The following is a 25,476-nucleotide window of genomic DNA, read 5'->3' on the forward strand; positions in this document are numbered from 1 at the left end:
TCTTCACCGCGAAGACTAGCCGGGCGGCTTCACGGGCGGAGAACCCGGTGCGTGTTGACACGCCACCAATGCGGTGACGTACCCAAGATCAACCGTCCACAAAGGATTTGGAAATCGTTCGCTTCTCACCTGCATGAGCACGGGCGAATTGGGTTTGTCAACCCCCCGGCGGACCACTGTCAGGCCGCTGACCTGCGACGACGATCGCGGGCCACTAGGTGGGCCTCGTCGGCACGTGCTAAGATGAATTCAGCGAAAGGGGCAGAGGACACATGGTTTTCAAGGTCGGAGAGACCGTCGTCTACCCGCACCACGGTGCCGCACTCATCGAAGCCATCGAGACCCGCGTGATCAAGGGCGAGGAGAAGAAGTACCTCGTCCTCAAAGTCGCGCAAGGGGATCTTACGGTTCGCGTGCCCGCTGACAACGCCGAGATCGTCGGCGTTCGTGATGTCGTCGGGCAAGAAGGACTGGACAAGGTTTTCGACGTTCTGCGTGCTCCGCACACCGAAGAGCCCACCAACTGGTCTCGTCGGTACAAGGCCAACCTCGAGAAGCTCGCCTCCGGCGATGTGAACAAGGTGGCCGAAGTGGTGCGCGACCTCTGGCGGCGAGAGAAGGACCGCGGACTTTCAGCCGGCGAGAAGCGCATGCTGGCGAAGGCGCGGCAAATTCTGGTCAGCGAGCTCGCGCTCGCGGAGGGCACCGACGAGGACAAGGCTGAAGTCCTCCTCGACGAAGTTCTGGAAACCGCGGCAGTCTGAACCGGCGGATGTCCCACGCCAGGTGAGGCTGCGGGGGATACCACTACGATCGCGCACATATGAGCACCGTCCATATGAGCACAATCGTGTTCGTCACTGTCGTTCGACACCATGCCTCCGACGCGGAGCTCGCTCTCGCGCCGGTCAATGGTGAGGCTCTACTGACGCACACTGTGCGGGGGCTGCTGGCTCTGCCGGATCTCGATCTGGTGGTCGTGGCGGCCCCCGAGCGGTGTGCTCATTTGTTTTCAGCCGCCCTCGACGGCTTGGAAGACAGTGGCTTCGACAAGCGTTGCCGGATAGTACCCGGACAATCACTCAGGCACGCATTCGACACCGTCGCGGCGGAAATCGCCGGAGATCCGGTCCTCCTCGTGCACGACGCCTTGCGCGCTTTCACTCCCGCGGACACGGTCCGTACCGTCGCGGACGCGGTCCGTGCGGGTTCCCGTTTCGTGGCACCCGTACTACCGATGGCCGACACCGTGAAGGTGACTGACGCGGCGAAGGTGATTACGGGAACCGAAGACCGCGCATACCTGCGTACGGCGCAAACACCTCTCGGCTTCACTCGTGAGACTTTTCTCTCGTATGCCGATAAACCGTCTCTCGATGGCGCACACACCGTCCCCGGACATCCCGATGCGATGCGCGTCACCAATTCGTTCGAACTGAAGCTGGCCGAAGCGATCGCGGTGGCCGGAAAAGAGGATGTGCTGTGAGGATCGGCAACGGCGTCGACGTCCATCCGATCGAAGCGGGCCGCGAATGCTGGATCGCCGGTCTCCTCTGGCCCGGCGTCGACGGTTGCGCGGGACATTCCGACGGTGACGTCGCGGCGCACGCGCTGTGCGACGCGCTGCTGTCCGCGGCCGGGCTCGGCGATCTCGGCGCGGTGTTCGGCACCGGCGACCCGCGGTGGGCGGGCAAGCACGGCGTCGAGTTCCTCGCGGAGGCGCGGCGGCTGGTCGAGGCGGGCGGCTGGACCGTCGGGAACGCGACCGTCCAGATCGTCGGCAACGCGCCGCGCGTCGGGAAGCGCCGCGAAGAGGCGCAGCAGGTGCTGAGCGAGGCCGTCGGCGGGCCGGTGAGCGTCTCCGGGACGACGACCGACGGGCTCGGCCTCACCGGACGCGGCGAAGGCATCGCGGCGTTCGCGACGGCGTTGCTGCTGCCCTCGCAGGAATAGCCCGCGCCGGGGGCCGGTTCGGACTGTCATGGCAGTCACACTTCCCGAACCGGTCCGCGAACTGGTGGACGGCAAGAACTTCGCGACCGTGGCCACGCTGGACGCCGACGGCGGCCCGCAGACCTCGGTCATCTGGGTGGGCATCGACGACGGCGATCTGGTCTTCAGCGCCACCGAAGACAGGCTGAAGGTGCGAAACCTGCGTCGCGATCCTCGCGCGAGCGTGTCGATCACCGACGCCGCGGACCCGTACCGGCACACCCAGCTGCGCGGCACGGTCACGATCACCCCGGATCCGGACAAGACGTTGCCGAAGACGCTCAGCCACAAGTACCTCGGCAAGGACTACCCGCCGGAAGGCCCGGAAGTCGAACGGGTGATCGTCCGCCTGCGCGTCGATCGAATCGCCGGGAACGTCCGGTGATCAGGCTGATTAGGATTCGGACATGGGTGTGACTTTCAACGACGCGACCAAGAAACTCCTCGACGGCAACAACTTCCCGGTCCTCGCGACGCTCAACGCCGACGGCTCCGCGCAGACGTCCGTGCTGTGGGCGAAGCGGGACGGCGACACGATCGTCTTCGCGACCGTCCGCGGCCGTCTCAAGGAGCGGAACATGGCCAGGGACCCGCGGGTGTCCGTCTCGGTCTTCGAGCAGGAGAACCCGTACAACTACGTCGAGATCCGCGGGACCGTGGAGATGACCGACGAGGGCGGGCGCGAGCTGATCAACGAGCTTTCGCACAAGTACCTCGGCAAGGACTACCCGGACGAGCCGGCGGAGGTCGTCCGGGTGCTGGTCCGGATCACGCCCACCAAGATCACCGGCAACGCGGCCTGACGAGCGTCGTGAACGGCCCGTTCCCGCCAGGAACGGGCCGTTCATCTCACACGCGAGGAGAGGCAAGGACCCCACGATCGTGGCTAATGTGGACCACGTGACCTTTCGCGCTGTGTTGTTCGACTTCTCCGGCACGATCTTCCGGCTCGAGCAGGACGAGACCTGGCTCGCCGACCTCACCGGCCACGACGGCGAAAGCCTCGACCTCGAAGCCCAGACCGAACTGATGCGCCGGATGACCGCGCCGGTCGGCCAGGTCGTCGATCTCGACGAGGAGCACCTGCACGCCTGGCACAACCGCGACCGCGACCCGGTGCTGCACCGCAAGGTGTATCTCGAGGTCCTCAAGCAGTCCGGGGTGCCGCATGCCGATCAGGCCCTCGCGCTCTACACCCGGCTGATCGATCCCACCCAGTGGACGCCGTACCCGGACACCGAAGCCGTCCTCAAGGGCGTCTCCGGCAAGGGCGTCCAGGTCGGGGTGCTGAGCAACATCGCCTTCGACATCCGGCCCGCCTTCAGCCGCCGCGGCTGGGACGCCTACGTCGACGAGTTCACCCTGTCGTTCGAGGTCGGAGCGGTGAAGCCGGAGCCGGAGATCTTCCGCACGGCGATCGAGCGGCTCGGCGTCGCCCCGGCGGAAACGCTCATGGTCGGCGACAGCGAGGAGGCCGACGGGGCCGCACGCGAGATCGGCTGCGCGTTCGCGCTGGTAGAGCCGCTGCCGACGACCGAGCGGCCGGACGCTCTGCTCAGCGCCCTGCGCACCCATAACGTGCTGTAATACGGTCACTGCGACATCCCTCACGCCGACCCCGTACCCTTTTAGGGTGGCACTACACCTCTATGACACCGCGACCCGGAGCGTGCGGGAATTCCACCCCGCCCGTAGCGGAACGGCGTCCATGTACGTGTGTGGTGCCACCGTGCAGGGCATCCCGCATATCGGCCACGTCCGCGGCGCGCTGAACTACGACGTCCTGCGCCGCTGGCTCGTCCACAGTGGACTCGACGTGCTGCTGGTCCGCAACGTCACCGACATCGACGACAAGATCCTCACCAAGGCCGCCGCGGCGGATCGTCCCTGGTGGGAGTGGGCGGCCACGCACGAGCGCGCCTTCGAGTCGGCGTACGAGTCGCTGGGCTGCCTGCCGCCTTCGATCGCCCCTCGGGCGACAGGGCACGTCACGCAGATGGTCGAGCTGATGCAGCGGCTGATCGACGGCGGGCACGCGTACGCCTCGGGCGGCGACGTGTACTTCTCGGTCAAGGCGTTCGACGGTTACGGCGAACTGTCCGGCCAGAAGCTCGACGAGGTCCAGCAGGGCGAAAGCCTCGGCGAGGGCAAACGCGACCCGCGCGACTTCACGCTGTGGAAGAGCGCGAAGCCGGGCGAGCCGTCGTGGCCGACGCCTTGGGGCTCCGGTCGTCCCGGCTGGCACCTCGAATGCTCGGCGATGGCGACGACGTACCTCGGCGCGGAGTTCGACATCCACGGCGGCGGCGTCGACCTGGTGTTCCCGCACCACGAGAACGAACGCGCCCAGTCCAACGCGGCAGGCGATGAGTTCGCGCGGTACTGGCTGCACAACGCCTGGGTGACCATGTCCGGCGAGAAGATGTCGAAATCGCTGGGCAACACCGTGTCGATCCCGGAGATGCTCAAGAACTACCGCGCCCCCGAACTGCGGTACTACCTGGTCCAGCCGCACTACCGGTCGACGATCGAGTACTCCGACGGAGCACTCGGTGAAGCCGCGCAGGGCTACCGGAGGATCGAACAGTTCCTTCGCCGCACCGCGGGCATCGTCGGCGGCGTCCACATCGGCGAAGTCCCGAACGAGTTCGCCGCCGCGCTCGACGACGATCTGGCCACTCCGCAGGCGTTCGCAGTGCTGCACAACACGGTCCGCGACGGTAACGCCGCCCTCGACGCGGCCGACAATTCCAAGGCACTCGAAATCGCCGCCTCCGTGCGCGCGATGACCGACGTGCTCGGCCTCGACCCGCTCTCCGCGCGCTGGTCCGAGGCGGGCGGCAACGAAACGCCCACCCGGCAGGCGCTGTCCGATCTCGTGGAAGGGCTGCTCACCGAACGGCAGCAGGCCCGCGCCGAGAAGGACTTCGCCCGTGCGGACGCCGCGCGTGACCGCCTCCAGCAGGCGGGCATCGTGGTGGAAGACACCCCTAACGGTCCACAGTGGACCGTCAAGGACGTCTGACACTTACTCGGTTTCTAGCTCAAGGATTCTCACTCATGGCAGGCAACTCCCGGCGCCAGGGCGCTATTCGCAAGCCCGGCACGAAGAAGGGTCAGGTCGTCGGTTCCGGCGGCCAGCGCCGGAAGGGCCTCGAAGGCAAGGGCCCGACCCCCAAGGCCGAGGACCGGCCTGGGCACAAGGCGTACCGCATGTCCAACGCGCGTGACCGCAAGGAACAGGCCCGGCAGAAGAAGGCCGACAAGCCCGAACTGATCGCCGGCCGCAACCCGGTGGTCGAGGCGCTGCGCGCCGACGTCCCGGCCACCGCGCTGTATGTCGCGATCAACATCGAGATCGACGACCGCGTCAACGAGGCCGTCCGGCTCGCGGGCGACAAGGGCATCTCGATCCTGGAGATCCCGCGCGAGGAGCTCGACCGCAAGACCAACCGGGCCATGCACCAGGGCCTTGGCCTGCAGGTCCCGCCGTTCGTGTACGCCGACCCGCGCGACCTGATGGCGGTGGCGAAGGACTCGGGCCAGACCCCGCTGTTCGTCGCGCTCGACGGCGTCACCGACCCCCGCAACCTCGGCGCGGTGATCCGTTCGGCCGCCGCGTTCGGCGCGCAGGGTGTCCTGCTGCCGGAGCGGCGCAGCGCGGGCATGACCGCGGTCGCGTGGCGGACGTCGGCAGGCACCGCCGCCAAGCTGCCGATCGCCGTCGCGACCAACCTGACCCGTCAGCTGAAGGCGTGGAAGGACGAGGGCCTGATGGTCGTCGGCCTCGACGCGGACGGCTCGGTCGACATCGACGAGCTGGACCTCGCGGCGGATCCGCTGGTCATCGTGCTCGGCTCGGAAGGCCGCGGCCTCTCCCGGCTCGTGCGCGAGACCTGCGACGCGACCGTGTCGATCCCGATGTCCGCCGGTGTCGAGTCGCTCAACGCGTCGGTCGCGGCCGGGGTGCTGCTGGCCGAGGTGGCGCGCCGCCGCCGCCTCACGGGACGTGTCTGACCCCGCACTTCGTCGACACGGTGCGGGGTGCAGTGTCTATTGGTGAACCCGCATCCGCCATCGACGTCGGCAGGGCGCGGCCTGGTCCTCCACCTCACTGGCGGTGACAAGGGCGCCCTGCCACCGCGATAGCGGGGCCTCCGGCCGTGGCGGGTTCATGCGTGGAGTCACTTTTCCGGGGTCATCTCAGCTCCGCCACCTGGCGCGCAGGCTAAGGTCACCAGCGGATAACGCGTAACCGCCCTGGGGGACCCCGCACCGATGTCGTTCATTTCGCCGCTGTTCCTGTGGTACTTCATGCCGGCGGTACTGCTCGCCGTGCTGCTGTGCCCGCGCAGCTGGCGCAACGGCATCGTCGCGGTCGGCAGCCTGATCTTCTACGCCACCGGCGCCGGGCCGTACACGCTGGTCCTGCTCGGCTGCATGGTGGTCAACTTCCTGGCCGGGCCCGCGCTGGAACCGAACGCGTGGGATCTGCAGAACAAGCGGCGCAAACGGCTGCTGCTCGGGGTCATCGGCCTCAACGTCGGCATGCTGCTGATCTGGAAGTACGCCGGGTTCGCGACACAGCAGATCGCGGCCGTGACGCACTGGTTCGGCGGCGGCTTCCCGGTGGCCGACCTGGTCATCCCGATCGGCATCTCGTTCTACACGTTCCACCACATCTCGTACGTGGTGGACATCTATCGCGGTGAACGCCGCGCGCTGCGCAACCCGGTGTCGTTCGCCGCGTACATCGCGATGTTCCCGCAGCTGGTGGCCGGGCCGATCGTGCGGTACCGCGAGATCGCCGACCAGCTGCCGCAGCAGCGGTCGCACCGCCTCGACGACGTCGCCGCCGGTTTCCCGCGGTTCGCGCTCGGGCTGTGCAAGAAGACGATCATCGCGGACTCGCTCAGCCCGATGGTGGACGCCTGCTTCAACACGCCACCGGACCAGATGACCTTCGCGATCGCCTGGCTCGGCGCGATCGGCTACACGCTTCAGCTGTTCTTCGACTTCTCCGGGTACTCCGACATGGCGATCGGGCTCGGGAGGATGCTCGGCTTCCGGCTCCCGGAGAACTTCGCCCGGCCGTACTCGTCGGTGACCATCACCGAGTTCTGGCGGCGCTGGCACATGTCGCTGTCGCGCTGGTTCCGCGACTACGTCTACATCCCGCTGGGCGGCAACCGCGCCGGCGCGGGGCATACGTACCGGAACCTGTGCATCGTGTTCGTGCTGACCGGGTTCTGGCACGGCGCGCAGTGGACGTTCCTGATCTGGGGCATCTACCACGGCGCGCTGCTGATCGTGGAACGCGCTTTCGGCTACGACGTCACCCCGAAGACCCAGGCCGCCCGCATCGGCCGCCGCGTGCTGACGCTCGTGCTCGTGGTCTTCGGCTGGGTGTTCTTCCGCGCCAAGGATCTGCCGCACGCGCTCGGCATGATCGGGCACATGGTGCTGCCGGACTTCACCGGCCTCACCGACGTCGTCGAAAGCGCGGTGACCAACCAGCGGCTACTCATCCTGCTGTGCGCGCTGGCGATCGTGTTCCTGCCCGCGCATCCGGTGACCGGCCCGCTGCTGGAGTCCTCACGCAGCCGCCCGGCCACGGCGCTGCGGATCGGCGTGATGACCGTCGGGCTGGTGTACGCGGCCATCCTGATCGCGACCGGCACGTTCAGCCCGTTCCTCTACTACCAGTTCTGAGGGAGCCCGCGAATGAGCGACCTGGCCAGTCAGCCCGGTGTGATCCCCTACGTCGACAACCACGACGGTCCGCGACGGCTGCTCACCATCGACATCCCGCCCAGCAGCGGCAACGCGGTGCGGTACTACGCGCCTTTCGCGAGCATCGACGGCAGGCAGTACGTGGTGTCGTGGGGTTCGGTCACGTTCGAGAACCCCGCCGACCGGAACGTGCACGTCAGCGTGCACCTGCTGACGAACTACGGCTCAGGGGTGACCTCGACGCCGTTCGCGTCGATCGTCCTGGCCCCGCATCCCGGTCCGGTCCGGCTGTTCGCGAACTTCAACAACAACGCCGAAGGCGCGCTGCTGCCGGTCGGCTAGATCGCGGTAGTGCCCTGGCGCCAGGAGGGCGCCAGGGCACTGGCTCAGCCGAGAGTGGTCAGCAGGTCGGCGAAGACCCTTGGCCTGCTGAAGTAGCCGACGTGCGACGAGGCCAGGTTGTGCACCTCGAACGGGTTGTGCGGAGTCAGCTCGTCGGCCTTGCGGATCATGTAGTCCTGGACCGCCGGGGTGATGCTGCGATCCGAGGCGAGGCGGACGTAGGTGTGCGGGACGCGCCCCCATCCGTCAGCCCGAACCAACGCCCCCGGTTCGAGCACCGTGTAGTTCTCGTCCGGATCCAGGGAGTCCAGCAGCAGCCGGAACTGGTGGTCGGTGGAGTCGGCCATGATGGCGGTCTTCAACTCGGCGAACAACTCCAGGTCGCCGTAGGCACTACGCCAATTCAGCCGGGCCACACCGGGTTCGGCCACGTCCGGCACGGTGATCCGCGCCGCCAGCGCGTCCAGCAGATTGTCGTCGACCACGTCCCACGGTTCGGTGAGCATGGCCGGGTCACTGAGACAGAGCGCGGAGAGGTAGACGACACGGTCGAGCAGTTCTGGCGCGGCATTGGCGACGGCGCTGACCGTCAGCCCTCCGAGACTGTTGCCCACCAGGACGAGCGGTCCCTCGCCGGCAAGCCGTCGCAGGGTGTCCACCACGTGCTTCACGTTGTCCTGCAACGAAACTCCGCGCAGCGGAGAAGGGGCGGCCGCCAGTGCCACGAGATCCTGGGGCTGCCGGTAGTAGGCGGCCGGGCTGTCCGCACGGTCACCGTGACCGGGCAGGTCCACGGCGTGCGAGCGGTACCCGAGCAAAGCCAGTTCGTTCTGCAAGGGGCCCCAGGCCCGTGCGTTACTGGAACCGCCGTGAACGAAGACGAAAACGGGGCGCGAATGTGCGCGCATGAAAGATCCTTGTCATCCCTTGACGAATGGTGGACGTGGACCTTGGCGTCGGCGAGGGCCTGCACCAGGGTCAGCGCGCCGACCGGATGCGAATGGCGTGCCGGTTGTGGATGACGGAACACATGATCATCACCTTAACCAGGGCCGCGGCCGAACGCTCCCGATTTACCGGGCACCCGGACGGCGATCGACAGGCTGCGGGCCGCGTCGAGCACCAGCTGAGCGAATTCCTTGCCGCGCGCCATCGGCAGGTAATGCCCCGCCTTGGGGACGTTGATCAGCCTGCCGTCGGCGCAGGCGTCGAGAAAGCGGTGTTCGTGGCGGCGGAAGTGGTCGCGTGAGCCGTTGATCAGCCAGGTCGGGCCAGGGTAGGTGCCGAGTTCCGCGAGTACGTCGAAGGCGTCGATTGCTTTGGCGACGTCCGGGATCACCTCGGTCGCGATGCCGCCGCCGATCACGGCCTCGGCGAGCTTCGGCGGCAGCGCGGTCCGGAACTGCCGACGGCTGAGCCCTTCTCCGCGGTCCGGGAGTCGAATGAGAAGACGGTGCGCGAGGCGGAAGGGCGTCTCCAGCGTCCTGCCGGGCAGGAAGGTCGAGCCGGCGACGACGAGCCCGGCCACCTTTTCCGGATGCCGCGCGGCCGCGGCGATCGCGACGTAGCCGCCAAGCGAGTGCCCGACGACCAGGGCGGGCTCGTCGACGGCCCCGGCAACGGCGTCCACCGCGCCATCCAGGGTGAAGCGTTCGCCCCGGCGGCTGCCGTGGCCGGGGAGATCGACCGCTTTCGCGGGATGGCCCAGTACTTCGAGTTGCTCGGACCAGGCGGCACGGCTGAGCCGGATGCCGTGAACGAAGACGACGGGGACCACGGAGACCTCCTGAATGCAACGCACCGTTGCGTTGCAAAGTACCCGCGACTTCGACGCAACGCAACGGTGCGTTGTATTCTCCGGTCGTGAGCACGCAGAACGGTCCACGCAAGGCGGAGGCGATCTTCGCGGCCACCCTCGAACTACTGGCCGAGCACGGCTACGACAGGCTCGCCATCGAGGCCGTCGCAGCCCGGTCCGGTGTCAACAAGACGACGCTGTACCGGTGGTGGCCGTCGAAGGACGCGCTCCTGGCGGCGGCGCTGCGCGATTCGGGGCTGTTCGCCCTCGACGTACCGGACACCGGCAGCCTGCGCGGCGACCTCCTCGCCGTCGCGGCACACATCCTCCGGCTGCTGACCTCGGAGCGCACCTCACCCGCTGTCATCGCGACGCTCGCCGCGGGGCCTCACCGCCCGGAACTGGGCGAGGTCGCGCGGAGTTTCTTCGCCGACCGCATGGCACGCGAGCAGCCGATCTTCGAACGCGCGGCCGCGAGGGGCGAACTTCGCGACGGCGTCGACCCGGTCGTGCTGATGGATCTGCTCGCGGGGGCGATCTGGTTCCGGATACTGCTGCGCGGAGGCGAGGCCGATCCGAAATTCCTCGAAGAAGCCGTCGACACCGTACTGGGCGGTGCCGCGTGAAAGTCCCGTTGAAGATCGAATCCGAACGGCTCGAAGATTATCTCGCCGCCGACGCGGTCATCGATCACGATCATCCGCTGATCCGCGAAACGGCTGACGGACTGTCACCGACCGGCGGCACCGAAGTCGACGTGATTCGTTCGATGTTTCACTTCGTGCGCGACGAGATCGCCCATACGGTGGACGCCGCCGATTCACGGGTCACCCTTATGGCCTCCGAGGTTCTGCGCGAGCGGGTCGGTCTCTGCTACGCGAAGGCTCATCTGCTGGCCGCTTTGCTGCGCAGCCAAGGCATCCCGGCCGGGTTCTGCTATCAGCGGATCGGCGTTCTGCACGGGCTCAACGGCGTGTATCTCGCCGGTCCGGACCGGTGGATCCGACTCGACCCGAGGGGCAACAAAAACGGTGCGGACGCTCATTTTTGCCTGGAAGGTGAGCGGCTCGCGTGGACTCTGGACCCCGCCAAGGGCGAGATCGACTTCCCCACGGTGTACACCACTCCTTCATCGGCCGTTGTCGAAACGCTGTCGTCGGCGAAGCCCGGTCCCGCGTGGTACGAAGGAATCCTTCCGCACTCTCCGTAAGCGGTTTTCCCGCGTTCCGGGGAAACCTCGGCAGCGAATAAGGTATAGCCGTGCGTCACGTTCGCTGTTGGTACCTTTCCCCCGAATTTCTTATTTCGACATTGTCACGATGCGCGTAGAGTAACTCCCCGCACTCGAACAGATACGCAATGCGTTCGTCCGTTCGGGTGCGGATCAAGGAGGTGACCCCCGTGCCCGCGGAAGCCGACCGGCTCCGCCGTAGCCCATTGCAAGAGATCTTCTGGACCAGGACAAGCCTGCTGCTGACCGTACTGGTCGTCGTCGCGGGCCTCAGCCTGTGGATCTCCAGCATGATGGATCCCGGTGCCGGCAAGACATTGCTCACGTCCCTGGGCACCGGCACCCTGATCTCCGCCGTGGTCGGCTTCGGCCAGACCCTGCTCACAGCCACCGCGTCGCAGCGCGCGATGGTGACCCCGGTGATCGAGGAAAGCCGCCGCGCACTGGAAGCGCTGAGCGCCGAATACCGTTCGCTCAACAAGGAATTCTTCCCCACCCACGTCTTCGACGCGACCACCGATCCGGATCCGATGTTCAACCGGATCATGACCGAAGACCTCGACGTGACCCGGCACTACTTCTTCCGCGGGTTCTCCGGCAGGCATGCCGCGGCCCGATTGCTGTTGTCCCGCACGGAAAGGGAGCTTCGCGTGGTCATCGCCGATCCACGCGACGAGGGCGCCATCAGTGGCAGGGCGCGCTATCTCCTTCGCAGCGAAGAAGCGGGAATGGACTACGAGACGATCCAAGCCCGGCTCGACGACGAGATCAGCATCGGCCTGGTCGGACTGTTCCTGGCACGCGGCCGGTGCTCGCTGGTGGACATCACCGTCGTCGCCGATCCGCCGCTGGACCGGCTCGAGGTGTTCGACGAGAGCGTTTGGGTGACCTTGTACAGCGACATCCGCGGTGCGACCACGCTGTATCCGCGAACGCTGCGGTTCAGCGAAGGCTCCTTTCTCTACAACAAGGAACGCTCCGAGTTCCTGCGGGTTTCCCAGTCCCGTTCCGGACGGCACTTCCGTATCTCCACCACCACGACGAGGGCCGATTTCCTCGCCCTGTACGAAAAGATCACCGGCTCTCTCCTGACCGAAGAGAACTTCCTTGAACTGGAAGGAAAATTCCATGCCTTCCGGAAGGAGTTCACCAAACTCGCCGAGTTGAACCCCTGACCTCTCGGCGTCGCAGAGCACTAGATTTGAGGAGCTGATGTTGCTCACTCGCTTGTCCCCCCTCACCCGTCTCTCCGCGCTGCTCCGGAGCACGGACCTACCGCTGGCGCAGCACTGGCAGACAGTCGACGAGATCTTCCGGGATTGGACGTCAAGACCACCCGGTCTGCGCGACGACCTGCGCCGGCACCTGGAGTCACTGAGCCCGGACGAGGCGAGCGCGGTACTCGAACGATCACGGGAGACCACCACCCATTTCGCCTGGTGCTTGCTTGATTCCCCCACGGACCCTTTTTCGTTCTGGCTGCACGAGTACAAGGCACCGGCGGACTGGCGTGAGGGCTACGCCGATTCCGTGCACAACCACAGGTATCACTTCTGCACCACGATCCTCCGTGGCAACTACGTCCACGAGCGATACTCGACCCTGCGCGACCAGCCCTCCGGATTGATCACATCGGTTCGGTTACGACGTAGCACGCTGTGCCAGACGGGGGCAGTAGGCGTCATGTACGCGGACGAGTTCCATCGGATTCCCGAGGCCACCGAAGGGACTATGACGTTTTTGGTGAAATCACGCCCCGTAAGCGAGTTCAGTCTTTCCTATGATCCGAAGACCGGAATAGGGCACCGTCACGTTCCGGTGGAGGTCCGATTGGGGGACCTGGCCGGCCGCATCTAACTACACACCGCCGTCGACGGCGCATATCATTACTCCACCCGTCTGTAAACGGGATCGGAGAGGTGTATGCGCGCGCGAAAGAGCACGATTCCTTCCCAGACCATCGACGCCGTCGAACATCGCGTCCGGCAACTGTGCTGGCGCTATGCGGACAAACTGCAGTTCCACGGCTGGCACCACGTGAGTTTCGTCCGGGCGAAGGCCGCGGGGTTCGCCGAGCACAACGGTGCGGATCGCACCGTTGTCGAGGTGGCGGCACTGGTGCACGACGTGAACTACATCGTGCTCCGGAACTCCCCCGCGGCCGCCGGGCGAGACCTCCGGATGGGCATCCTGCGGGAATGCGATGTCGAGGGCACCGTGGCCCAGTGGATCGACGAGATCATCGACGAAGCCGAGATGGCCACCAGAGGACGGCACATCTCGCTTGAGGCCCAAGCGTTGAGCGACGCCGACACGCTGTTCAAGGCGCTGCCGGTGACGCCCGTCGTACTCGCCCACCGTTATCTGCGAGAGAACGGGTTGAGCCTCCGCGAACTGGCGCACAAGATCGTCGGTGAACAACGCGACGTCCACGACAGTGGTTATTACTTCTACAATCCCAAAGCCGCCGAAAACTACTCCCGGTGGGCGTTGGCGAATCTCCAGTTGTGGCAGTGCATCAAGGAAGCCGTCGACGATCCGACGGTCGTCGAACTCCTCGACGCGGTGCACGCCGTGGACGTCACCGACTTCGAAGCCGAGCCCGCGGCGTCCTAGGCGTCGGTGTCTCAGCGCTGGCCGTAGCCGCGGAGCTTCTCCACGACGTGCTCGATCTCGGCGGGCGGGAGCAGATTCGGTGTTCCCGCCGCCCGCGCCGTCAGCCAGACCTGGCAGACCCATTCGAGCTGCTGCGCCCGGCTGTACGCGGAGGCGAGACTGTCGCCGAACGTGGTGGTGCCGTGGTTGGCCAGCAGGCAGCCTCGGCGGCCCTCCAGCGCCTCCAGCATGGCTTTGGCGAGCTCTTCGGTGCCGTACGTCGCGTAGGGCGCGACGCGGGCTGTCGGGCCGATCGCGGCGAGCATGTAGTGGATCGGCGGCACCTCGCTGACGAGGGTGGAGACGGCCGTGGCGTGCACGGAATGTGTGTGCACCACGGCCGAGATCGCCTTGCCGTCCGGATCCGCGGCCTGCCGGTACACCGTGAGGTGCATCGGGAGCTCGCTGGTGGGTTTGAGGGAACCTTCGACGACCTCGCCGTCGAGGCCGACCACCGGCACGTCCTCCGGACGCAGCGTGGCGTAGTCGACCCCGGTCGGGGTCACCGCGACCAGCTCGCCCTGCCTCGCGGAGACGTTCCCGGACGTGCCGACCACGAGTCCGTCGGCGGTCATCCGGCGAGCGAATTCGCAGACCGCCAAGCGTTCTTTGGCCAGGATCACCGTCACAACCTCCACAGTCCACGAGCCGCGGCCAGTGAGGCCTGGTAGTCGGCGTAGCCCTGCTCGTAGAAACCTACGTTCTCGGGGCGGACCTCGACGACGCGGGCACTCTCCGCCCACAGTTCCCTGTCGACCGGTTCGCCGAGAGCGTCCGCGGCGACGATCACCGCGCCTCGGGCACCGACCCCTGGATCGCCGGGGATCACGATGGGCCGCCCGAGAACGTCCGCGAAGATGCGAGTCCACTCAAGTGAGCGGACCCCGCCACCGCAGGCGTACAAGGTGCCAGTGAGCCCGGCCGCGTCGAAGCAGTGCTTTGCCGCGTACGCGATCGACTCGCACAGTGCGCGGACGATGTCGCCACGTTCGCTCTCCAGGCTCAGCCCGGAGAACTGCGCCCTCGCCGCAGCGTCGACGAACGGTGCCCGCTCACCGGACGCGGAGAGGAACGGCAGCGCGCGAACACCACCCGCACCGGGTGCGCTCGCGTCGAGCAGGGAGCCGATCTCCTCGACCGCGATTCCGAACAGGCGGCACACCCAGTCGATGCCCGCGGTGCCGACCATCGCGGGCATCGCCCGGAGGAACTCTCCTTCTTCCGGGGTGCAAAGGAACATCCCCGCGGGCTCGCCCTCCGGATCGAACACCGCCGAGTCCGTCAGAACCTGGCAGGCGAGCGTGGTCCCGGCGGTGAGGATGCCGTCGCCCGCCCGGCGCACACCGGCACCGATGGCGCTCGCGGGCAGATCGAACGGCCCCGCGGTGACCGGCAGCCCGACGGGAAGACCGAGCAGCCCTGCCCCGCGCTCGTCCAAACGGAACACGGTCTTCGGGGCCGCGGGCTCGACGAGCAGGCTCCGGCGGTGGGAGAGGCCGACGGCCGCGATGGCGTCTTCGTCGTAGCGCCGGGTGGCGGGGTCGAGGAAGGGCAGCGAAGCATCCGACGCGTCGACGGTGATCTCGCCGGTCAGCCGCTGGAGCACCGCGTCGACGCAGTAACCCGCCACCGCCGCCCTGTCGAGCGACTCCGGTTCGTGAGTGTCCAAAAAGGACATGATCGCGGCGGCGCTGCCGGGGAACATGCCCGACGCGGTCCGGCGGAACACTTCCCTGGTCACGCCGGCGGCCTGCCATTCGGCCAGCAGCGAGTTCGCCCGCCCGTCGAGCCAGGAGATCGCGGGCCGCACGGCCTGTCCGGACTCGTCACGCAGCCACAGTCCGTCGCCCTGCCCGGTGAGCGCCAGCGCGGTGACCGGACCGTCGAGTTTGGCGGCGACCTCACGCACCACCGTCGCCACGGTGCCGATAACCTGGTCGAGGTCCTGTTCGACCAGTCCGCCCGGCAGGTGGTGCACCTCGGACGTGGCGCACGCACTCGCCACGGACATCCCGGCCTTGTCGAAGACGACCGCCTTGGTCAGCGACGTGCCGATGTCGACGCCGATGATCATGGCCGCGCAACCTCGGGATTCGCCAGATTCGCGAGCGCCTCCCCGCGGACGTACCGGCCGACCTCGGCGGCGACGATGCTCGCCGCCCGCTCCGCCGTCTGCCTGCTGGCCCCGGCGAGATGCGGGGTCGCGATCACGTTCGGCGCGTCCCGCAGTGCCCAGTCGGCGGGCGGCGGCTCGACGTCGTACACGTCCAGCGCGAGCGCGCCGAGCCGTCCCGAACGCAAGGCCTCCGGCAGCGGGGAGTAGTCCAGCAGACCGCCGCGCGCGGTGTTGACCAGCACGGCACCCGCCGGCAGCAGCGCGAGTTTGGCCGCGTCGATCAGATGGCGGGTCTCTTCGGTGAGCCGCGCGTGCAGGCTCACCACGAAACTGCGGCGCAGCAGGTCGTCCAGTTCGACGAGCTCCGCACCGTCGGCGCTGATCCGGGCGGGGTCGGCGAACGGATCCGAGACCAGCACCTTCGCACCGAACGCGACTAGCACCTTGGCCACTCGGGCGCCGATCGCGCCGTAGCCGACCAGTCCGACGGTGGTCCCGTCGAGTTCGAGGCCGGTCTGGTCGTAGGCGTAGTAGTCGCCACGCCAGGTCCCGCCCAGCAATTCGGCCGAGGACGTCGAGATCCGGCGCATCGCGGCCAGGATCATCCCGACCGCGAATTCGGCGGCGGCGCCGGCGTTGCGACCAGGCGCGTACGTCACCGCGACTCCGGCCTCGGTGGCGGCGGCGAGGTCGACGTTGACCGGGCCGCCCCGGCACACCGACACGAGCTTGAGGCCCGGCACGGCCGTGAACACCTGCTTGGTGAAGGGCGCCATCTGGGTCACGGCGACCTCGGCGCCCGCCAGAGCCTCGATCACCTGCTCCTCGGTGCCGCTGGCCTCGTGGACGTTCGCGACCGGGCCGAACGGCTCCACCGGCCACGGCAGGGTCAGTTCCGAGAACTCGTGCCCGGCGCCGATCTCGGCACGGACGGCTTCGGCCAGCAGGCCGGTTCCGACGAAATGGTCTCCCGCAGCGAGTATCCGCAACTCTGCGTCCTCTCTCCGTGCCCGTATCGGGCTTCTCTAGTGAGCTTGCTCGTACTCGGTGATGTGCGCGACCTTGCTCGCGCTGGCCGAAGCCGGATCGAAGCGGTAGCCGACCCATTCGGCGACGATCTTCTTCGCCAGCTCCGGGCCGATCGCCCGCGCACCGAAAGTGATCACCTGGCAGTCGTTCGACTTGACCGAACGCTCGGCGGAGTACGAGTCGTGCGCGACGGTGGCCCGGACACCGGGGACCTTGTTCGCCGAGATGGCCATGCCGATCCCGGTCCCGCAGACCAGTACGCCGCGATCCGCCTCGCCTCGCGCGATCGTCTCCGCCGCCGCGAGCCCCAGCAACGGGTATGCCTTGTCGTCCGATCCGTCGGCCACACCGAGGTCGGTGACCTCGTCCACCCTGTCGTCGGCGAGGAGCAGGTCACGCAACTGGTCTTTGAGTGCCACCCCGGCGTTGTCCGCCGCCACCACGATCCGCATTCAGTCTTCCTTTCCCAGCGCCTGGCCGACCGCGGTGACGAGCAGCGCGAACGAGGTGGCCCCTGGATCGGGGTGCCCTTTGCTCCGCTGCGCCAACCGCGCCGCCCGCCCTTTGGCGGGCAGCAGGTCCGCCGTGGCCTCGGCCGCACTCACCGCGACCTGGGCCGCCTTCTGCCAGGCCTGCGGGACGTCGGCGCCCGCCTCGGCCTGTTCGCGCAACGCCAGCCGGAACGGCTCGATGGCGTCGAGCATGGTCTTCTCACCCGGTTCGGCCTTGCCCAGTTCGACGAAGGCCGTCACGGCGCCGTCCACGGCGTTCGCGAGGACTTCCGCGGTGATCTCGGCTCCGGACCGGCCCTGTATTCCGGCACCGGTTTCGGCCAGCAGGACCCCGTACAGCGCCCCGGACGCGCCGCCCGCCGCATCGGCGAACCCCGTCCCCGCCGCCAGCAGCGCGGTCGACGGCGAATCTCCATCACGCCTCGCGGCGGCCACCGCGGCCCGCATTCCCCTGGTCATGCCCAGCCCGTGGTCACCGTCGGCGGCGACCGCGTCCAACCTGCCGAGTTCGGCTTCGCCGTCTTCGATGACGTGCAGCGCCGCCGTCAACGCGCGGTCCACGATGCCTTGCCCCGGCTCGGCCTCCGCCAGCAGAGAGTCCACTGTGGACTCCAGCGGGACCTGGGCCAGCGCGGCACCGGCGCTCCGGTAGCCAGGGGTGTCACAGGGTGCGGCATAGAGCTCGGCGAGTTCGTCGTCGAGCACCAGGATCGACAGCGAGACACCGGCCATGTCGAGCGAGGTGACGAATTCGCCGACCTCGGTGTGCAGCGGGCTGAGCCCCGCCTCGGCTAGCCGCTCGTGCACACGGGTGTACGTCGCGAACATCTCTTCGTATTTGGTGCGGCCCAGCCCGTTCAGCAGGACCACCACTCGCCCGTCACCGACCGGCAGTTCCGGGAGGAGGCCGTCGACCAGTTCGTCGGCCAGTTCACGGGCGCTCAGCCTGCCGACGGTGCGCACGCCGGGCTCGCCGTGGATACCGAGCCCCAGTTCCATCTCGCTCTCGCCGACGGTGAACAGCGGAGCGGACGCGCCGGGCAGTGTGCAGCCGCCGAACGCCACCCCGAAGGTGCGGGTGTGCGAGTTCGCCTTCTCCGCCACCGCGTGCACGGCGGCCAGGTCGTCACCGCGTTCGGCGGCGGCGCCCGCGATCTTGAAGACCAGGAAGTCCCCAGCGACACCGCGACGCCGTTCCGGCGCGTCGGCGGGACCGCTGGCGATGTCGTCGGTGACCAGGATCGTGCGGCTTTCGACGCCCTCGGCCGCCAGCCTGCGCGCGGCGAGCCCGAAATGCAGCACGTCGCCCTGGTAGTTGCCGTAGCCGAAGAGCACTCCGGCACCGCTCTCCGCGGCCCGCGCCGTGCGGTAGACCTGCTCGGCGCTCGGGCTGGTGAACACGTCGCCCACCACGGCACCGTCGGCGAGACCGGGGCCGACCAGCCCGGCGAAGGCGGGATAGTGGCCGCAGCCGCCACCGATCACCACCGCGACCTTGCGCTCGGTTTCTTCGCGACGCAGCACGCCATAGGCGCCGGGAACCTTGCGCACCGAACGCCCGTAGGCGGTGACGAACCCGTCCAGCCAGTCGCGTTTGAACGTCTCCGCGGCACCCAGGACCGTCATCGCCCGCTCGCCTCCGCGAATTCACCGGACAGGTACGCGAGCAGTTTGCGGCGCACGTCGTCGTTGTTCTCCGCGACCGCGGCGGCCAGTTCGAGCGCGTCCGGCTTCGGCGGGTACACCGGATTCGGCAGCGCGATCACGGTGAGCCCGGCCGCGGCGGCGGCGCGGATGCCGTTGCTGGAGTCTTCGACGCCCAGGCATTCCTCGCCGGAGCGGCCGAGCCTGGCGGCGGCTTCGAGGTAGACGTCCGGGCTCGGCTTGCCCCTGGCGACCTCGGCACTGGAGACGGTCGCGGTGAACTCACCGGTGAGCCTGTGCTTTTCGAGTACGGCGTCGATCACCCGGCGGGCGGCCGACGAAGCCAGCGCGACCGGCACCTTCGCGCTCACCTCACGGACCATCTCGCCGGCACCCGGCAGCAGGGGCGCCTCTCCCGCTTCGATCGCGGCGATCATGCCGTCCACCACGGCACGTTCGACCTCGACCGCGCTTTCCGGCGTACCGGACCGCTTGGCGAGGTAGGCGGCCCATTCGGGTGCGCTCATCCCCTGTACGGACGCGGTGTCCTCAGCGGTCCATTCGGTCCGGTGCCGGGCGGCGTACGCCACCCAGTTTTCTTCCCAGAGGTGTTCACTGTCGACGAGGACACCGTCCAGGTCGAACACCACCGCGGCGAGTGCCATCCGGCGTCTCCTTTCACATCGATGCTGTTAAGTTAACATCGATGATGTGATCTGGGCAAGCTTCGAGGAGGGTTCACGTGGTCGCACGGTTGTTGTTGGCACGGCACGGCCAGACCGAATGGCATGCCGAGAACAGGTATGCGGGCAGCAGCGACGTGGCGCTGACCGAGGAAGGGCTCAGGCAGGCGGGTGCTCTCGCCGAGTTCGCCGCGGCGGCCGGGCCGACGGCCGTGTTCTGCTCACCGCAGAGCAGGGCACGTCGCACGGCGGAGCCGTCCGCCGAGGCACTGGGCCTGCCCTTGCGAGTGGTCGACGAGCTGCGTGAAGTCCACTTCGGACTGCTGGAAGGGCGCACCAGGGACGAGCTGGCGGCGACGGATCCCGATGCGGTCGCGAGATTTCTGGCCGACCCCGCGACCGGCGCCTTCCCCGGCTCGGAGCCACCAGGGGACGCGGCAGCCCGCGGAGCGAAGGCCCTGCGCGGGATCGCCGCCGAAGTCCCTGGCGAGACGGTGCTGGTCGTCGCGCACAACACCCTGATCAGGCTGACCTTGTGCGCACTGCTCGGCATCCCGCTCGAGACCTACCGCACGGTGTTCCCGCGGCTGGACAACGCGGCCGTCACCGAGATCGCGATCGACGGCACACGCACCGGCCTGCTGCGCCTCAATCAGCAGGCAGGCACGCGATACTGGGCACCATGAGCGATGAGAAGACGGCGGGCGCGAGCGCACACTCTCGTAACACGCGCCAGCGGCAGATCACCGAACACGTCTTCGAATCCGGCTCCGCCACCATCTCCGACCTGGTGGAACTCACCGGTGTCAGCACCATGACGGTGCACCGGGACGTCGACGAACTGGCCAGGCGCGGCCTGCTGCGGAAGTACCGCGGCGGCGTGTCGGCCATGCCGTCGACGGTCTTCGAAAGCAACGCCGACTACCGGATGAACGTGCATTCGGAAGAGAAGGCGGTGATCGCCGCGCACGCGCTCGCTCGCGTCGAACCGGGGATGTCGATCCTGCTCGACGACTCCACGAGCGCGCTCGCACTGGCGAAGATGCTGCACCGCGTCACGCCCCTGACCGTCGCGACGAACTACCTCGGCGCCATCGAGCTGCTCAAAGGCGTTCCCGGCCTGCGGCTCATCTGCATCGGCGGCGATTACTCGGCGACCCACGACTCGTTCCTCGGCATGCAGAGCCTCGAGGCGATCGAACGGATCAACGTCGACGCGACCTTCGTTTCGACCTCGGCGATGAACACGCGGATGACCTTCCACCAGGAGCCGGAGATCGTGATGCTGAAGCGCGCGATGCTGGCCAGCGCCCGGACGAAGGTGCTGCTGATGGACCACAGCAAGACCGAACGCGCGGCACTGCACCGGCTGGCCCCGCTGAGCGACTTCGACGTGCTGATCGTCGACGACGGCGTGGCGGACCACCTGGCCGAGGAGATGCGGAGCCAGGTGGAAGTGGACGTCGCCGAGATCTGACAGGCGGCTACGGACGAGGTCTCGAGCGCCACGCTCGAGACGGTGAGCGTCCCCGGCGGGGCGCACGAGACACCCGTTGCCCCTGCGCCGGCTCGGCACCGGCACCCTTGCCCCGCCCGTCGAGTTCCCTCGGCTCAGCCGAGGGAAGCGAGCCTTCACCCGGCGGCCGCCGCGGCTGCCAGCACACCTGGGCGATCACAAAGGTGGCGAAGGCCTCCTTCACTACCTTCAGGGTAGGCAAGGAGGCCTTCACGGACCAAGCCTGCCTGCCTGGGCGCGCGAGGCTAACACGGAAATCCACCGATGTAACATCTTGAAAGTTAAGTTAACACGATCCATGATACGCTGAACACGACGTCATGGAGGCGTGCATGAACCAGGTAACACCGCCGTTATCGCGATCCGGGAGCAGCGCCGGGAGCGGGTTCGCCCGCGTCTTGAACCGCTGGGGCCTGCCCGCCCCGCTGTTCCTCGGCTATGCCGGACTGCTGCTGTTCATGATCGGCGACGGGGTCGAGTCGGGCTTCATCGCGCCGTTCATGGCGGACAACGGCGCGGGCACCGAGATCAAGGCCTCGTACGTGATCACGGTGTACGGCGTCGCCGTGATGCTGGCGTCGTGGTTGTCAGGGGCGCTGTCGGATCTCTGGGGACCGCGTCGCGTGATGATGATCGGCCTGGCCATCTGGCTGGTGTTCGACGTGCTGTTCCTCGCCGTCGCGGTATCCGGTGAGAACTACGCGCTGATGCTGGTGTTCTACGGTCTGCGCGGCTTCGGCTATCCGATGTTCGCATTCGGTTTCCTGGTCTGGATCACCGCGGTGGCGCCGGTCGCCAGGCTCGGCGCGGCCGTGGGCTGGTTCTACTTCGCCTTCACGGGCGGGCTGCCGACGCTGGGCGCGCTGGTCGCGAGCTTCACGAATCCGGTACTCGGCCATTACGGCACGCTCTGGGTGTCGGTGGGGCTGCTCGCGCTCGGCGGGTTGCTGGCGATCTTCGGGGTCCGGCAGCGGACCGGGTACACCCGGCTCGCGCCGCCGGACGTGAAACCGGTGCAGAGCCTGGTCTCCAGCGTGTCGATCGCGTGGAAGAAACCCCGCGTCGGAGTCGGGATGCTCGTCCGGGTCATCAACACCGCGCCCGAATTCGGCATGCTGGTGTTCTTCCCGACGATCTTCATCGAGGGCATCGGGTTCGGGGAAAGCCGCTGGCTGCTCCTGGTCTCGGTCATCTACGGCACGAACATCTTCTTCAACCTGATCTTCGGCGTGCTGAGCGACCGGATCGGCTGGCGCACCACGATCTTCTGGTTCGGTGCGATCGGCTGCGCGATCTCGATCCTGTTGCTCTACTTCGTCCCGATCGCGATGGGCGCCGAGTACTACTGGCTCGCGTTGCTCGTCGGCGCGCTGTACGGCGCCACGCTCGCCGGATTCGTGCCGATCTCGGCGCTGCTTCCCTCGCTCGCCCCGGAGAACAAGGGCGGCGCGATGGCGCTGCTGAACCTGGGCGCGGGGGCGGCGGCGTTCGTCGGACCGGCGATCGTCAGCGTGTTCCTGGGCCCGCTGGGCGCGGCCGGAGTGGTGATCGTCTTCGCCGCGCTGTACCTGGTCGCGGCGGTCTTGGTGCGCTACCTGAAGTTGCCCGAAGAGACGGCGAAGGCGATCGAAGAGGACAAGAGCCTGCAGCAAGTCGGAGAGAAGGTCGTCACCACGTGAACCAGCCCGTCACGATCGGCATCGACGTCGCCACCGCGGGGGTCCGTGCCCTCGCGGTGCGCGGCGGCACCGTCCTCGCTTCGGCCGCCGGGCCGCTGCCCGCGCCGGTCCGCGACGAGCGCGGGCACAGCGAGCAGGACGCCCGCTCCTGGTGGCCCGCGGTAAAGACGGTGCTGGCGAAGGTCACCGGCGAGCTGCCGGGCAGGGGCGGCGAGGTCGCCGCGGTGGCCGTCGCCGCGACGTCGGGGACGATCGTCGGGGTCGATGCCTCCGGTGAGCCGGTCACGCCCGCGCTGATGTACGACGACAGGCGTGGCGCGGAGCTCAACCGCAAAGCCACCGAACTCGGCGCGGACCGCTGGCGGCGACTCGGTTTCGGCGTGTCCGCCACGGCCGCGCTCGGCCGGATCGCCTGGCTGTCCGAGTTCGTCCCCGGCGTCGCCGGGGTCCGGCACACCCCCGAGCTGATCGCCGCGAAGCTCACCGGCGGGCCGGTCGCGAGCGACTGGTCGCACGCCTTGAAGAGCGGCTACGACCCGCTCTCCCTCGAATGGTCACACGAGGTCTTCGAGGCTTTGGGGGTACCCGAGGGCCTGCTCCCCCCGGTGGTCGCGCCCGCCACCGTGCTGGGCACGGTGGCCCGTCCGGTCGCCGGGCTCCCGGCGGGCTGCCCGGTCGTGGCCGGGATGACCGACGGCTGCGCGGGCCAGCTCGCGGCAGGAGCGGTCACCCCAGGGAGCTTCGTCGGAATCCTCGGCACGACGTACGTGCTCAAGGGGGTCACCGAAGAGCTGGTGCCGGATCCGACCGGGGTGATGTACAGCCACCGTCATCCGGACGGCTGGTGGCTGCCCGGTGGCGCGTCGAACACCGGCGGCGAGGCCGTCGCCGGGCAGGAAAACCTTCCCGGACTCGACGCGGCGGCGGCCGCGCTGGGCCCGGCGAAGGTGATCGCGTATCCGTTGCGGCGCAAGGGCGAGCGCTTCCCGTTCGCCGGCGCGGACGCAGAGGGTTTCGTGTCCGGCGAAGCCGACGACGTGGAGCTGCACCGGGCCAGGCTGGAGGGGGTCGCCTTCCTCGAGCGGCTGGCGCTGGACCATCTGCGCCGGCTCGGTGTCACGATCACCGAACCGTTGCTGGCGGCGGGCGGCGGCAGCAAGAGTCCTCTGTGGACCCAGATCAGGGCGACCGTCACCGGCCTCGGTCTGCGGGTGTCACCCCAGGCCGAAACGGGATACGGCGCCGCGCTGCTCGCCGCGGCGGGGATCCTGCCGGGCGGGCTCACCGAAGCCTCGGAAGGGCTCGGAAAAGGAACGCTGGTCGAACCCGACGAGCGCGAAAGCGCCGCGCTCACCGAGTCCTACCTGCGGTTCTGCGCCGAACTGCACACCAGGGGCTGGATCGACGACGAGCTGTTCGCCGTCACCCGGCATTGAGAGAAATCAGGAAGGACGTGGGCCATTGGCCTTGGTAGGAGCCGGCTTCGGCGCAGTCTCCGGTTTCGACGCTTCCGGTTTGGCGGCTGCGGCCGGCGAGTCAGCGTCCGGAGCGGGAGCCAGCAGCCTGATGGCCTCTTGGACGGCGACGTCCGTGGCGGACAGCCGATCGGCGACCTTCGACCGGAGTTCCAGCGCGAGCTTCCGGGCCTGCTGAGCCTCGGCCTGCTGGGTCTTCGCGTCGGTGAGGGCCTCCGCGACCTGCTCCTGCTTGGCGGCGATGTCCTCCGCCGAAGACTTCTCCGACTTGGCGACCTTCTCCGCGGAGATCCGCTCGGCTTCGGAACGCTTGTCCGCCGACACCCGGTCCGCTTCCGCGATCTTGTCCGCGGACGCCTTCTCCGCTTCCGTGCGACGGGCAGCCGAAGCCTCCTCGGCCTTCTTGTCCGCGGTGGCGCGGGTCCGGACGCTTTCCAGGTCCAGCTCCTTGCGCTTCTGCGCCGCCTCGGAGTTCAGCCGCTCGATCTCGGCCTTGGCGTCCGCGAGCAGTTTCTCCCGCTCGGCCTGCGCGTCCTTGGCCGCCTTTTCGCTCGCGCGCTGCGTCTCATGGGCGTATTTGTCCGCTTCGGTCCGGGTCGACTTGGCGTCGGCTTCGGCGGCGGCCTTGAGGTCGGCGATTTCCTCCTCGGCGAGCTGCATCATCATGCGGACGCGTTCGGCCATCGCGCCGGCGCCGGACGGGCTCGCACTCATCCGCACGAGGGCCGCCTTGGTCTCGTCCAGTTCCTTCTGGGCGTGGCCCAGCGCCTTGGTGAGTTCACCGGCTGTCGCAACGGCCTCGTCGCGGTTGCGTGAGGCCTGTTTGAGTTCGGTCGACAGCTCGGCGAGACGCTCGTCGACCTGACGCTTGTCATAACCGCGGACAGCGCCCGCGAACTGGGACGATTTCGCTGAGGGCGCCTGAGGCGCCGCCTTCTCAGGAGCGACCATGGCGGACACCTTAATGAGCTTGGGCCCGTCAGGCAGTACCGCCAAACGGCTGCACTAGCCGTGCGGCCCGGCGATCGCATGGCATCCTCCATTGTTGACAGGTCGTAAGCAGGGAGGGCC

General features: G+C 68.0%; 28 protein-coding genes. 19 read left to right on the plus strand and 9 right to left on the minus strand.

Translation table 11 applies throughout. The features are described 5' to 3' along the window. Positions 1–272: 272 nt before the first annotated feature. The 10 genes from AMYAL_RS0114285 (at position 273) to AMYAL_RS0114330 (ending at position 8,067) form a co-directional block, all read left to right on the plus strand. The gene (locus AMYAL_RS0114285) at positions 273–764 is read left to right on the plus strand and encodes a CarD family transcriptional regulator (RefSeq protein ID WP_005165253.1); all 492 of its coding nucleotides are present in this window, start codon (positions 273–275) and stop codon (positions 762–764) included. Positions 765–823: 59 nt separating this feature from the next. Next, positions 824–1,486, plus strand: a complete 663-nt coding sequence (locus AMYAL_RS0114290; RefSeq protein ID WP_425332197.1) for an IspD/TarI family cytidylyltransferase — start codon at positions 824–826, stop codon at positions 1,484–1,486. Then, a complete protein-coding gene (gene ispF, locus AMYAL_RS0114295; protein WP_020631990.1) occupies positions 1,483–1,953 on the plus strand; it encodes a 2-C-methyl-D-erythritol 2,4-cyclodiphosphate synthase in 471 nt (156 codons plus the stop codon). Before AMYAL_RS0114290 ends, ispF begins: the two co-directional genes overlap by 4 nt. A 28-nt stretch (positions 1,954–1,981) precedes the next feature. After that, entirely contained in the window at positions 1,982–2,377 is a 396-nt protein-coding gene (locus tag AMYAL_RS0114300) for a PPOX class F420-dependent oxidoreductase (RefSeq protein WP_020631991.1), read from the plus strand. Positions 2,378–2,399: 22 nt separating this feature from the next. Next, the gene (locus AMYAL_RS0114305) at positions 2,400–2,795 is read left to right on the plus strand and encodes a PPOX class F420-dependent oxidoreductase (protein WP_020631992.1); all 396 of its coding nucleotides are present in this window, start codon (positions 2,400–2,402) and stop codon (positions 2,793–2,795) included. A gap of 97 nt (positions 2,796–2,892) precedes the next feature. Beyond that, positions 2,893–3,579 carry an HAD family hydrolase gene (locus AMYAL_RS0114310; protein WP_026467064.1) on the plus strand — a complete coding sequence of 229 codons (687 nt, stop codon included), beginning with the start codon at positions 2,893–2,895 and terminating at the stop codon, positions 3,577–3,579. 46 nt (positions 3,580–3,625) lie between these two features. Continuing rightward, the gene (gene cysS / locus AMYAL_RS0114315) at positions 3,626–5,017 is read left to right on the plus strand and encodes a cysteine--tRNA ligase (protein WP_039793973.1); all 1,392 of its coding nucleotides are present in this window, start codon (positions 3,626–3,628) and stop codon (positions 5,015–5,017) included. A gap of 35 nt (positions 5,018–5,052) precedes the next feature. Continuing rightward, positions 5,053–6,009, plus strand: a complete 957-nt coding sequence (gene rlmB / locus AMYAL_RS0114320) for a 23S rRNA (guanosine(2251)-2'-O)-methyltransferase RlmB (RefSeq protein WP_020631995.1) — start codon at positions 5,053–5,055, stop codon at positions 6,007–6,009. Positions 6,010–6,270: 261 nt separating this feature from the next. Then, positions 6,271–7,704 carry an MBOAT family O-acyltransferase gene (locus AMYAL_RS0114325; protein ID WP_020631996.1) on the plus strand — a complete coding sequence of 478 codons (1,434 nt, stop codon included), beginning with the start codon at positions 6,271–6,273 and terminating at the stop codon, positions 7,702–7,704. 12 nt (positions 7,705–7,716) lie between these two features. Continuing rightward, positions 7,717–8,067 (plus strand): hypothetical protein, encoded by a 351-nt coding sequence (locus AMYAL_RS0114330; protein ID WP_020631997.1) that lies wholly within the window; start codon positions 7,717–7,719, stop codon positions 8,065–8,067. Positions 8,068–8,111: 44 nt separating this feature from the next. Here the strand turns inward: AMYAL_RS0114330 and AMYAL_RS0114335 are convergent, their stop codons facing one another. Together AMYAL_RS0114335 and AMYAL_RS0114340 are read right to left on the minus strand one after the other, a co-directional pair. Further along, entirely contained in the window at positions 8,112–8,975 is an 864-nt protein-coding gene (locus AMYAL_RS0114335; RefSeq protein WP_020631998.1) for an alpha/beta hydrolase, read from the minus strand. A gap of 134 nt (positions 8,976–9,109) precedes the next feature. Next, positions 9,110–9,844 carry an alpha/beta fold hydrolase gene (locus AMYAL_RS0114340; protein ID WP_020631999.1) on the minus strand — a complete coding sequence of 245 codons (735 nt, stop codon included), beginning with the start codon at positions 9,842–9,844 and terminating at the stop codon, positions 9,110–9,112. 86 nt (positions 9,845–9,930) lie between these two features. Here AMYAL_RS0114340 and AMYAL_RS0114345 point away from each other — a divergent pair, with 86 nt between their 5' ends. The 5 genes from AMYAL_RS0114345 (at position 9,931) to AMYAL_RS0114365 (ending at position 13,712) form a co-directional block, all read left to right on the plus strand. After that, a complete protein-coding gene (locus AMYAL_RS0114345) occupies positions 9,931–10,491 on the plus strand; it encodes a TetR/AcrR family transcriptional regulator (protein ID WP_020632000.1) in 561 nt (186 codons plus the stop codon). Next, a complete protein-coding gene (locus tag AMYAL_RS0114350) occupies positions 10,488–11,075 on the plus strand; it encodes a transglutaminase-like domain-containing protein (protein ID WP_020632001.1) in 588 nt (195 codons plus the stop codon). The genes AMYAL_RS0114345 and AMYAL_RS0114350 overlap by 4 nt, the downstream gene beginning before the upstream one ends. 149 nt (positions 11,076–11,224) lie before the next feature. Beyond that, positions 11,225–12,271: a hypothetical protein gene (locus AMYAL_RS0114355; protein ID WP_020632002.1), complete on the plus strand. Its 1,047-nt coding sequence runs from the start codon at positions 11,225–11,227 to the stop codon at positions 12,269–12,271. Positions 12,272–12,311: 40 nt separating this feature from the next. Then, positions 12,312–12,953 carry a hypothetical protein gene (locus tag AMYAL_RS0114360; protein ID WP_026467066.1) on the plus strand — a complete coding sequence of 214 codons (642 nt, stop codon included), beginning with the start codon at positions 12,312–12,314 and terminating at the stop codon, positions 12,951–12,953. 66 nt (positions 12,954–13,019) lie between these two features. Continuing rightward, a complete protein-coding gene (locus AMYAL_RS0114365) occupies positions 13,020–13,712 on the plus strand; it encodes an HD domain-containing protein (RefSeq protein ID WP_020632004.1) in 693 nt (230 codons plus the stop codon). Between the two features lie 11 nt (positions 13,713–13,723). On the opposite strand, the gene AMYAL_RS0114370 is transcribed toward AMYAL_RS0114365, so the two are convergent. The 6 genes from AMYAL_RS0114370 to AMYAL_RS0114395 are packed head-to-tail and all read right to left on the minus strand — an operon-like array spanning position 13,724 to position 19,717. Further along, the gene (locus AMYAL_RS0114370) at positions 13,724–14,374 is read right to left on the minus strand and encodes a class II aldolase/adducin family protein (RefSeq protein ID WP_026467067.1); all 651 of its coding nucleotides are present in this window, start codon (positions 14,372–14,374) and stop codon (positions 13,724–13,726) included. Positions 14,375–14,376: 2 nt separating this feature from the next. Beyond that, positions 14,377–15,825, minus strand: coding sequence for an FGGY-family carbohydrate kinase (locus AMYAL_RS0114375; protein ID WP_020632006.1), 1,449 nt, complete (start codon positions 15,823–15,825; stop codon positions 14,377–14,379). Then, the gene (locus tag AMYAL_RS0114380; protein WP_020632007.1) at positions 15,822–16,856 is read right to left on the minus strand and encodes a 2-hydroxyacid dehydrogenase; all 1,035 of its coding nucleotides are present in this window, start codon (positions 16,854–16,856) and stop codon (positions 15,822–15,824) included. Before AMYAL_RS0114380 ends, AMYAL_RS0114375 begins: the two co-directional genes overlap by 4 nt. Positions 16,857–16,892: 36 nt before the next feature. Further along, positions 16,893–17,348: a ribose-5-phosphate isomerase gene (locus AMYAL_RS0114385; RefSeq protein WP_005165292.1), complete on the minus strand. Its 456-nt coding sequence runs from the start codon at positions 17,346–17,348 to the stop codon at positions 16,893–16,895. Further along, the gene (locus tag AMYAL_RS0114390; RefSeq protein WP_020632008.1) at positions 17,349–19,034 is read right to left on the minus strand and encodes a dihydroxyacetone kinase family protein; all 1,686 of its coding nucleotides are present in this window, start codon (positions 19,032–19,034) and stop codon (positions 17,349–17,351) included. Continuing rightward, positions 19,031–19,717 carry an HAD family hydrolase gene (locus AMYAL_RS0114395; protein WP_020632009.1) on the minus strand — a complete coding sequence of 229 codons (687 nt, stop codon included), beginning with the start codon at positions 19,715–19,717 and terminating at the stop codon, positions 19,031–19,033. Before AMYAL_RS0114395 ends, AMYAL_RS0114390 begins: the two co-directional genes overlap by 4 nt. Before the next feature lie 77 nt (positions 19,718–19,794). Between AMYAL_RS0114395 and AMYAL_RS0114400 the strand changes: the two genes are divergently transcribed. The 4 genes from AMYAL_RS0114400 (at position 19,795) to AMYAL_RS0114415 (ending at position 24,366) form a co-directional block, all read left to right on the plus strand. Next, positions 19,795–20,421, plus strand: a complete 627-nt coding sequence (locus tag AMYAL_RS0114400; RefSeq protein WP_020632010.1) for a histidine phosphatase family protein — start codon at positions 19,795–19,797, stop codon at positions 20,419–20,421. Continuing rightward, entirely contained in the window at positions 20,418–21,212 is a 795-nt protein-coding gene (locus AMYAL_RS0114405) for a DeoR/GlpR family DNA-binding transcription regulator (RefSeq protein ID WP_020632011.1), read from the plus strand. Before AMYAL_RS0114400 ends, AMYAL_RS0114405 begins: the two co-directional genes overlap by 4 nt. Positions 21,213–21,583: 371 nt before the next feature. Beyond that, complete coding sequence (locus AMYAL_RS0114410; RefSeq protein ID WP_209447234.1) at positions 21,584–22,930, plus strand: MFS transporter; 1,347 nt, start codon at positions 21,584–21,586, stop codon at positions 22,928–22,930. Then, positions 22,927–24,366: an FGGY-family carbohydrate kinase gene (locus AMYAL_RS0114415; RefSeq protein ID WP_020632013.1), complete on the plus strand. Its 1,440-nt coding sequence runs from the start codon at positions 22,927–22,929 to the stop codon at positions 24,364–24,366. The genes AMYAL_RS0114410 and AMYAL_RS0114415 overlap by 4 nt, the downstream gene beginning before the upstream one ends. Before the next feature lie 6 nt (positions 24,367–24,372). Here AMYAL_RS0114415 and AMYAL_RS0114420 read toward each other — a convergent pair whose 3' ends face one another. Beyond that, positions 24,373–25,356, minus strand: a complete 984-nt coding sequence (locus tag AMYAL_RS0114420) for a coiled-coil domain-containing protein (protein WP_020632014.1) — start codon at positions 25,354–25,356, stop codon at positions 24,373–24,375. Positions 25,357–25,476 lie beyond the last annotated feature (120 nt).

Origin of the sequence: Amycolatopsis alba DSM 44262 (assembly GCF_000384215.1) — a bacterium.
Lineage (GTDB): Bacteria > Actinomycetota > Actinomycetes > Mycobacteriales > Pseudonocardiaceae > Amycolatopsis > Amycolatopsis alba.

What these genes read in the sequence shown, in the direction of transcription:
- AMYAL_RS0114285 (WP_005165253.1), top strand. Translation starts at nt 273, where the DNA reads ATGGTTTTCAAGGTCGGAGAGACCGTCGTCTACCCGCACCACGGTGCC.
- AMYAL_RS0114290 (WP_425332197.1), top strand. Translation starts at nt 824, where the DNA reads ATGAGCACCGTCCATATGAGCACAATCGTGTTCGTCACTGTCGTTCGA.
- AMYAL_RS0114300 (WP_020631991.1), top strand. Translation starts at nt 1,982, where the DNA reads ATGGCAGTCACACTTCCCGAACCGGTCCGCGAACTGGTGGACGGCAAG.
- AMYAL_RS0114305 (WP_020631992.1), top strand. Translation starts at nt 2,400, where the DNA reads ATGGGTGTGACTTTCAACGACGCGACCAAGAAACTCCTCGACGGCAAC.
- rlmB (WP_020631995.1), top strand. Translation starts at nt 5,053, where the DNA reads ATGGCAGGCAACTCCCGGCGCCAGGGCGCTATTCGCAAGCCCGGCACG.
- AMYAL_RS0114325 (WP_020631996.1), top strand. Translation starts at nt 6,271, where the DNA reads ATGTCGTTCATTTCGCCGCTGTTCCTGTGGTACTTCATGCCGGCGGTA.
- AMYAL_RS0114330 (WP_020631997.1), top strand. Translation starts at nt 7,717, where the DNA reads ATGAGCGACCTGGCCAGTCAGCCCGGTGTGATCCCCTACGTCGACAAC.
- AMYAL_RS0114335 (WP_020631998.1), bottom strand. Translation starts at nt 8,975, where the DNA reads ATGCGCGCACATTCGCGCCCCGTTTTCGTCTTCGTTCACGGCGGTTCC.
- AMYAL_RS0114355 (WP_020632002.1), top strand. Translation starts at nt 11,225, where the DNA reads ATGCGTTCGTCCGTTCGGGTGCGGATCAAGGAGGTGACCCCCGTGCCC.
- AMYAL_RS0114365 (WP_020632004.1), top strand. Translation starts at nt 13,020, where the DNA reads ATGCGCGCGCGAAAGAGCACGATTCCTTCCCAGACCATCGACGCCGTC.
- AMYAL_RS0114375 (WP_020632006.1), bottom strand. Translation starts at nt 15,825, where the DNA reads ATGATCATCGGCGTCGACATCGGCACGTCGCTGACCAAGGCGGTCGTC.
- AMYAL_RS0114385 (WP_005165292.1), bottom strand. Translation starts at nt 17,348, where the DNA reads ATGCGGATCGTGGTGGCGGCGGACAACGCCGGGGTGGCACTCAAAGAC.
- AMYAL_RS0114390 (WP_020632008.1), bottom strand. Translation starts at nt 19,034, where the DNA reads ATGACGGTCCTGGGTGCCGCGGAGACGTTCAAACGCGACTGGCTGGAC.
- AMYAL_RS0114395 (WP_020632009.1), bottom strand. Translation starts at nt 19,717, where the DNA reads ATGGCACTCGCCGCGGTGGTGTTCGACCTGGACGGTGTCCTCGTCGAC.
- AMYAL_RS0114405 (WP_020632011.1), top strand. Translation starts at nt 20,418, where the DNA reads ATGAGCGATGAGAAGACGGCGGGCGCGAGCGCACACTCTCGTAACACG.
- AMYAL_RS0114410 (WP_209447234.1), top strand. Translation starts at nt 21,584, where the DNA reads ATGAACCAGGTAACACCGCCGTTATCGCGATCCGGGAGCAGCGCCGGG.
- AMYAL_RS0114420 (WP_020632014.1), bottom strand. Translation starts at nt 25,356, where the DNA reads ATGGTCGCTCCTGAGAAGGCGGCGCCTCAGGCGCCCTCAGCGAAATCG.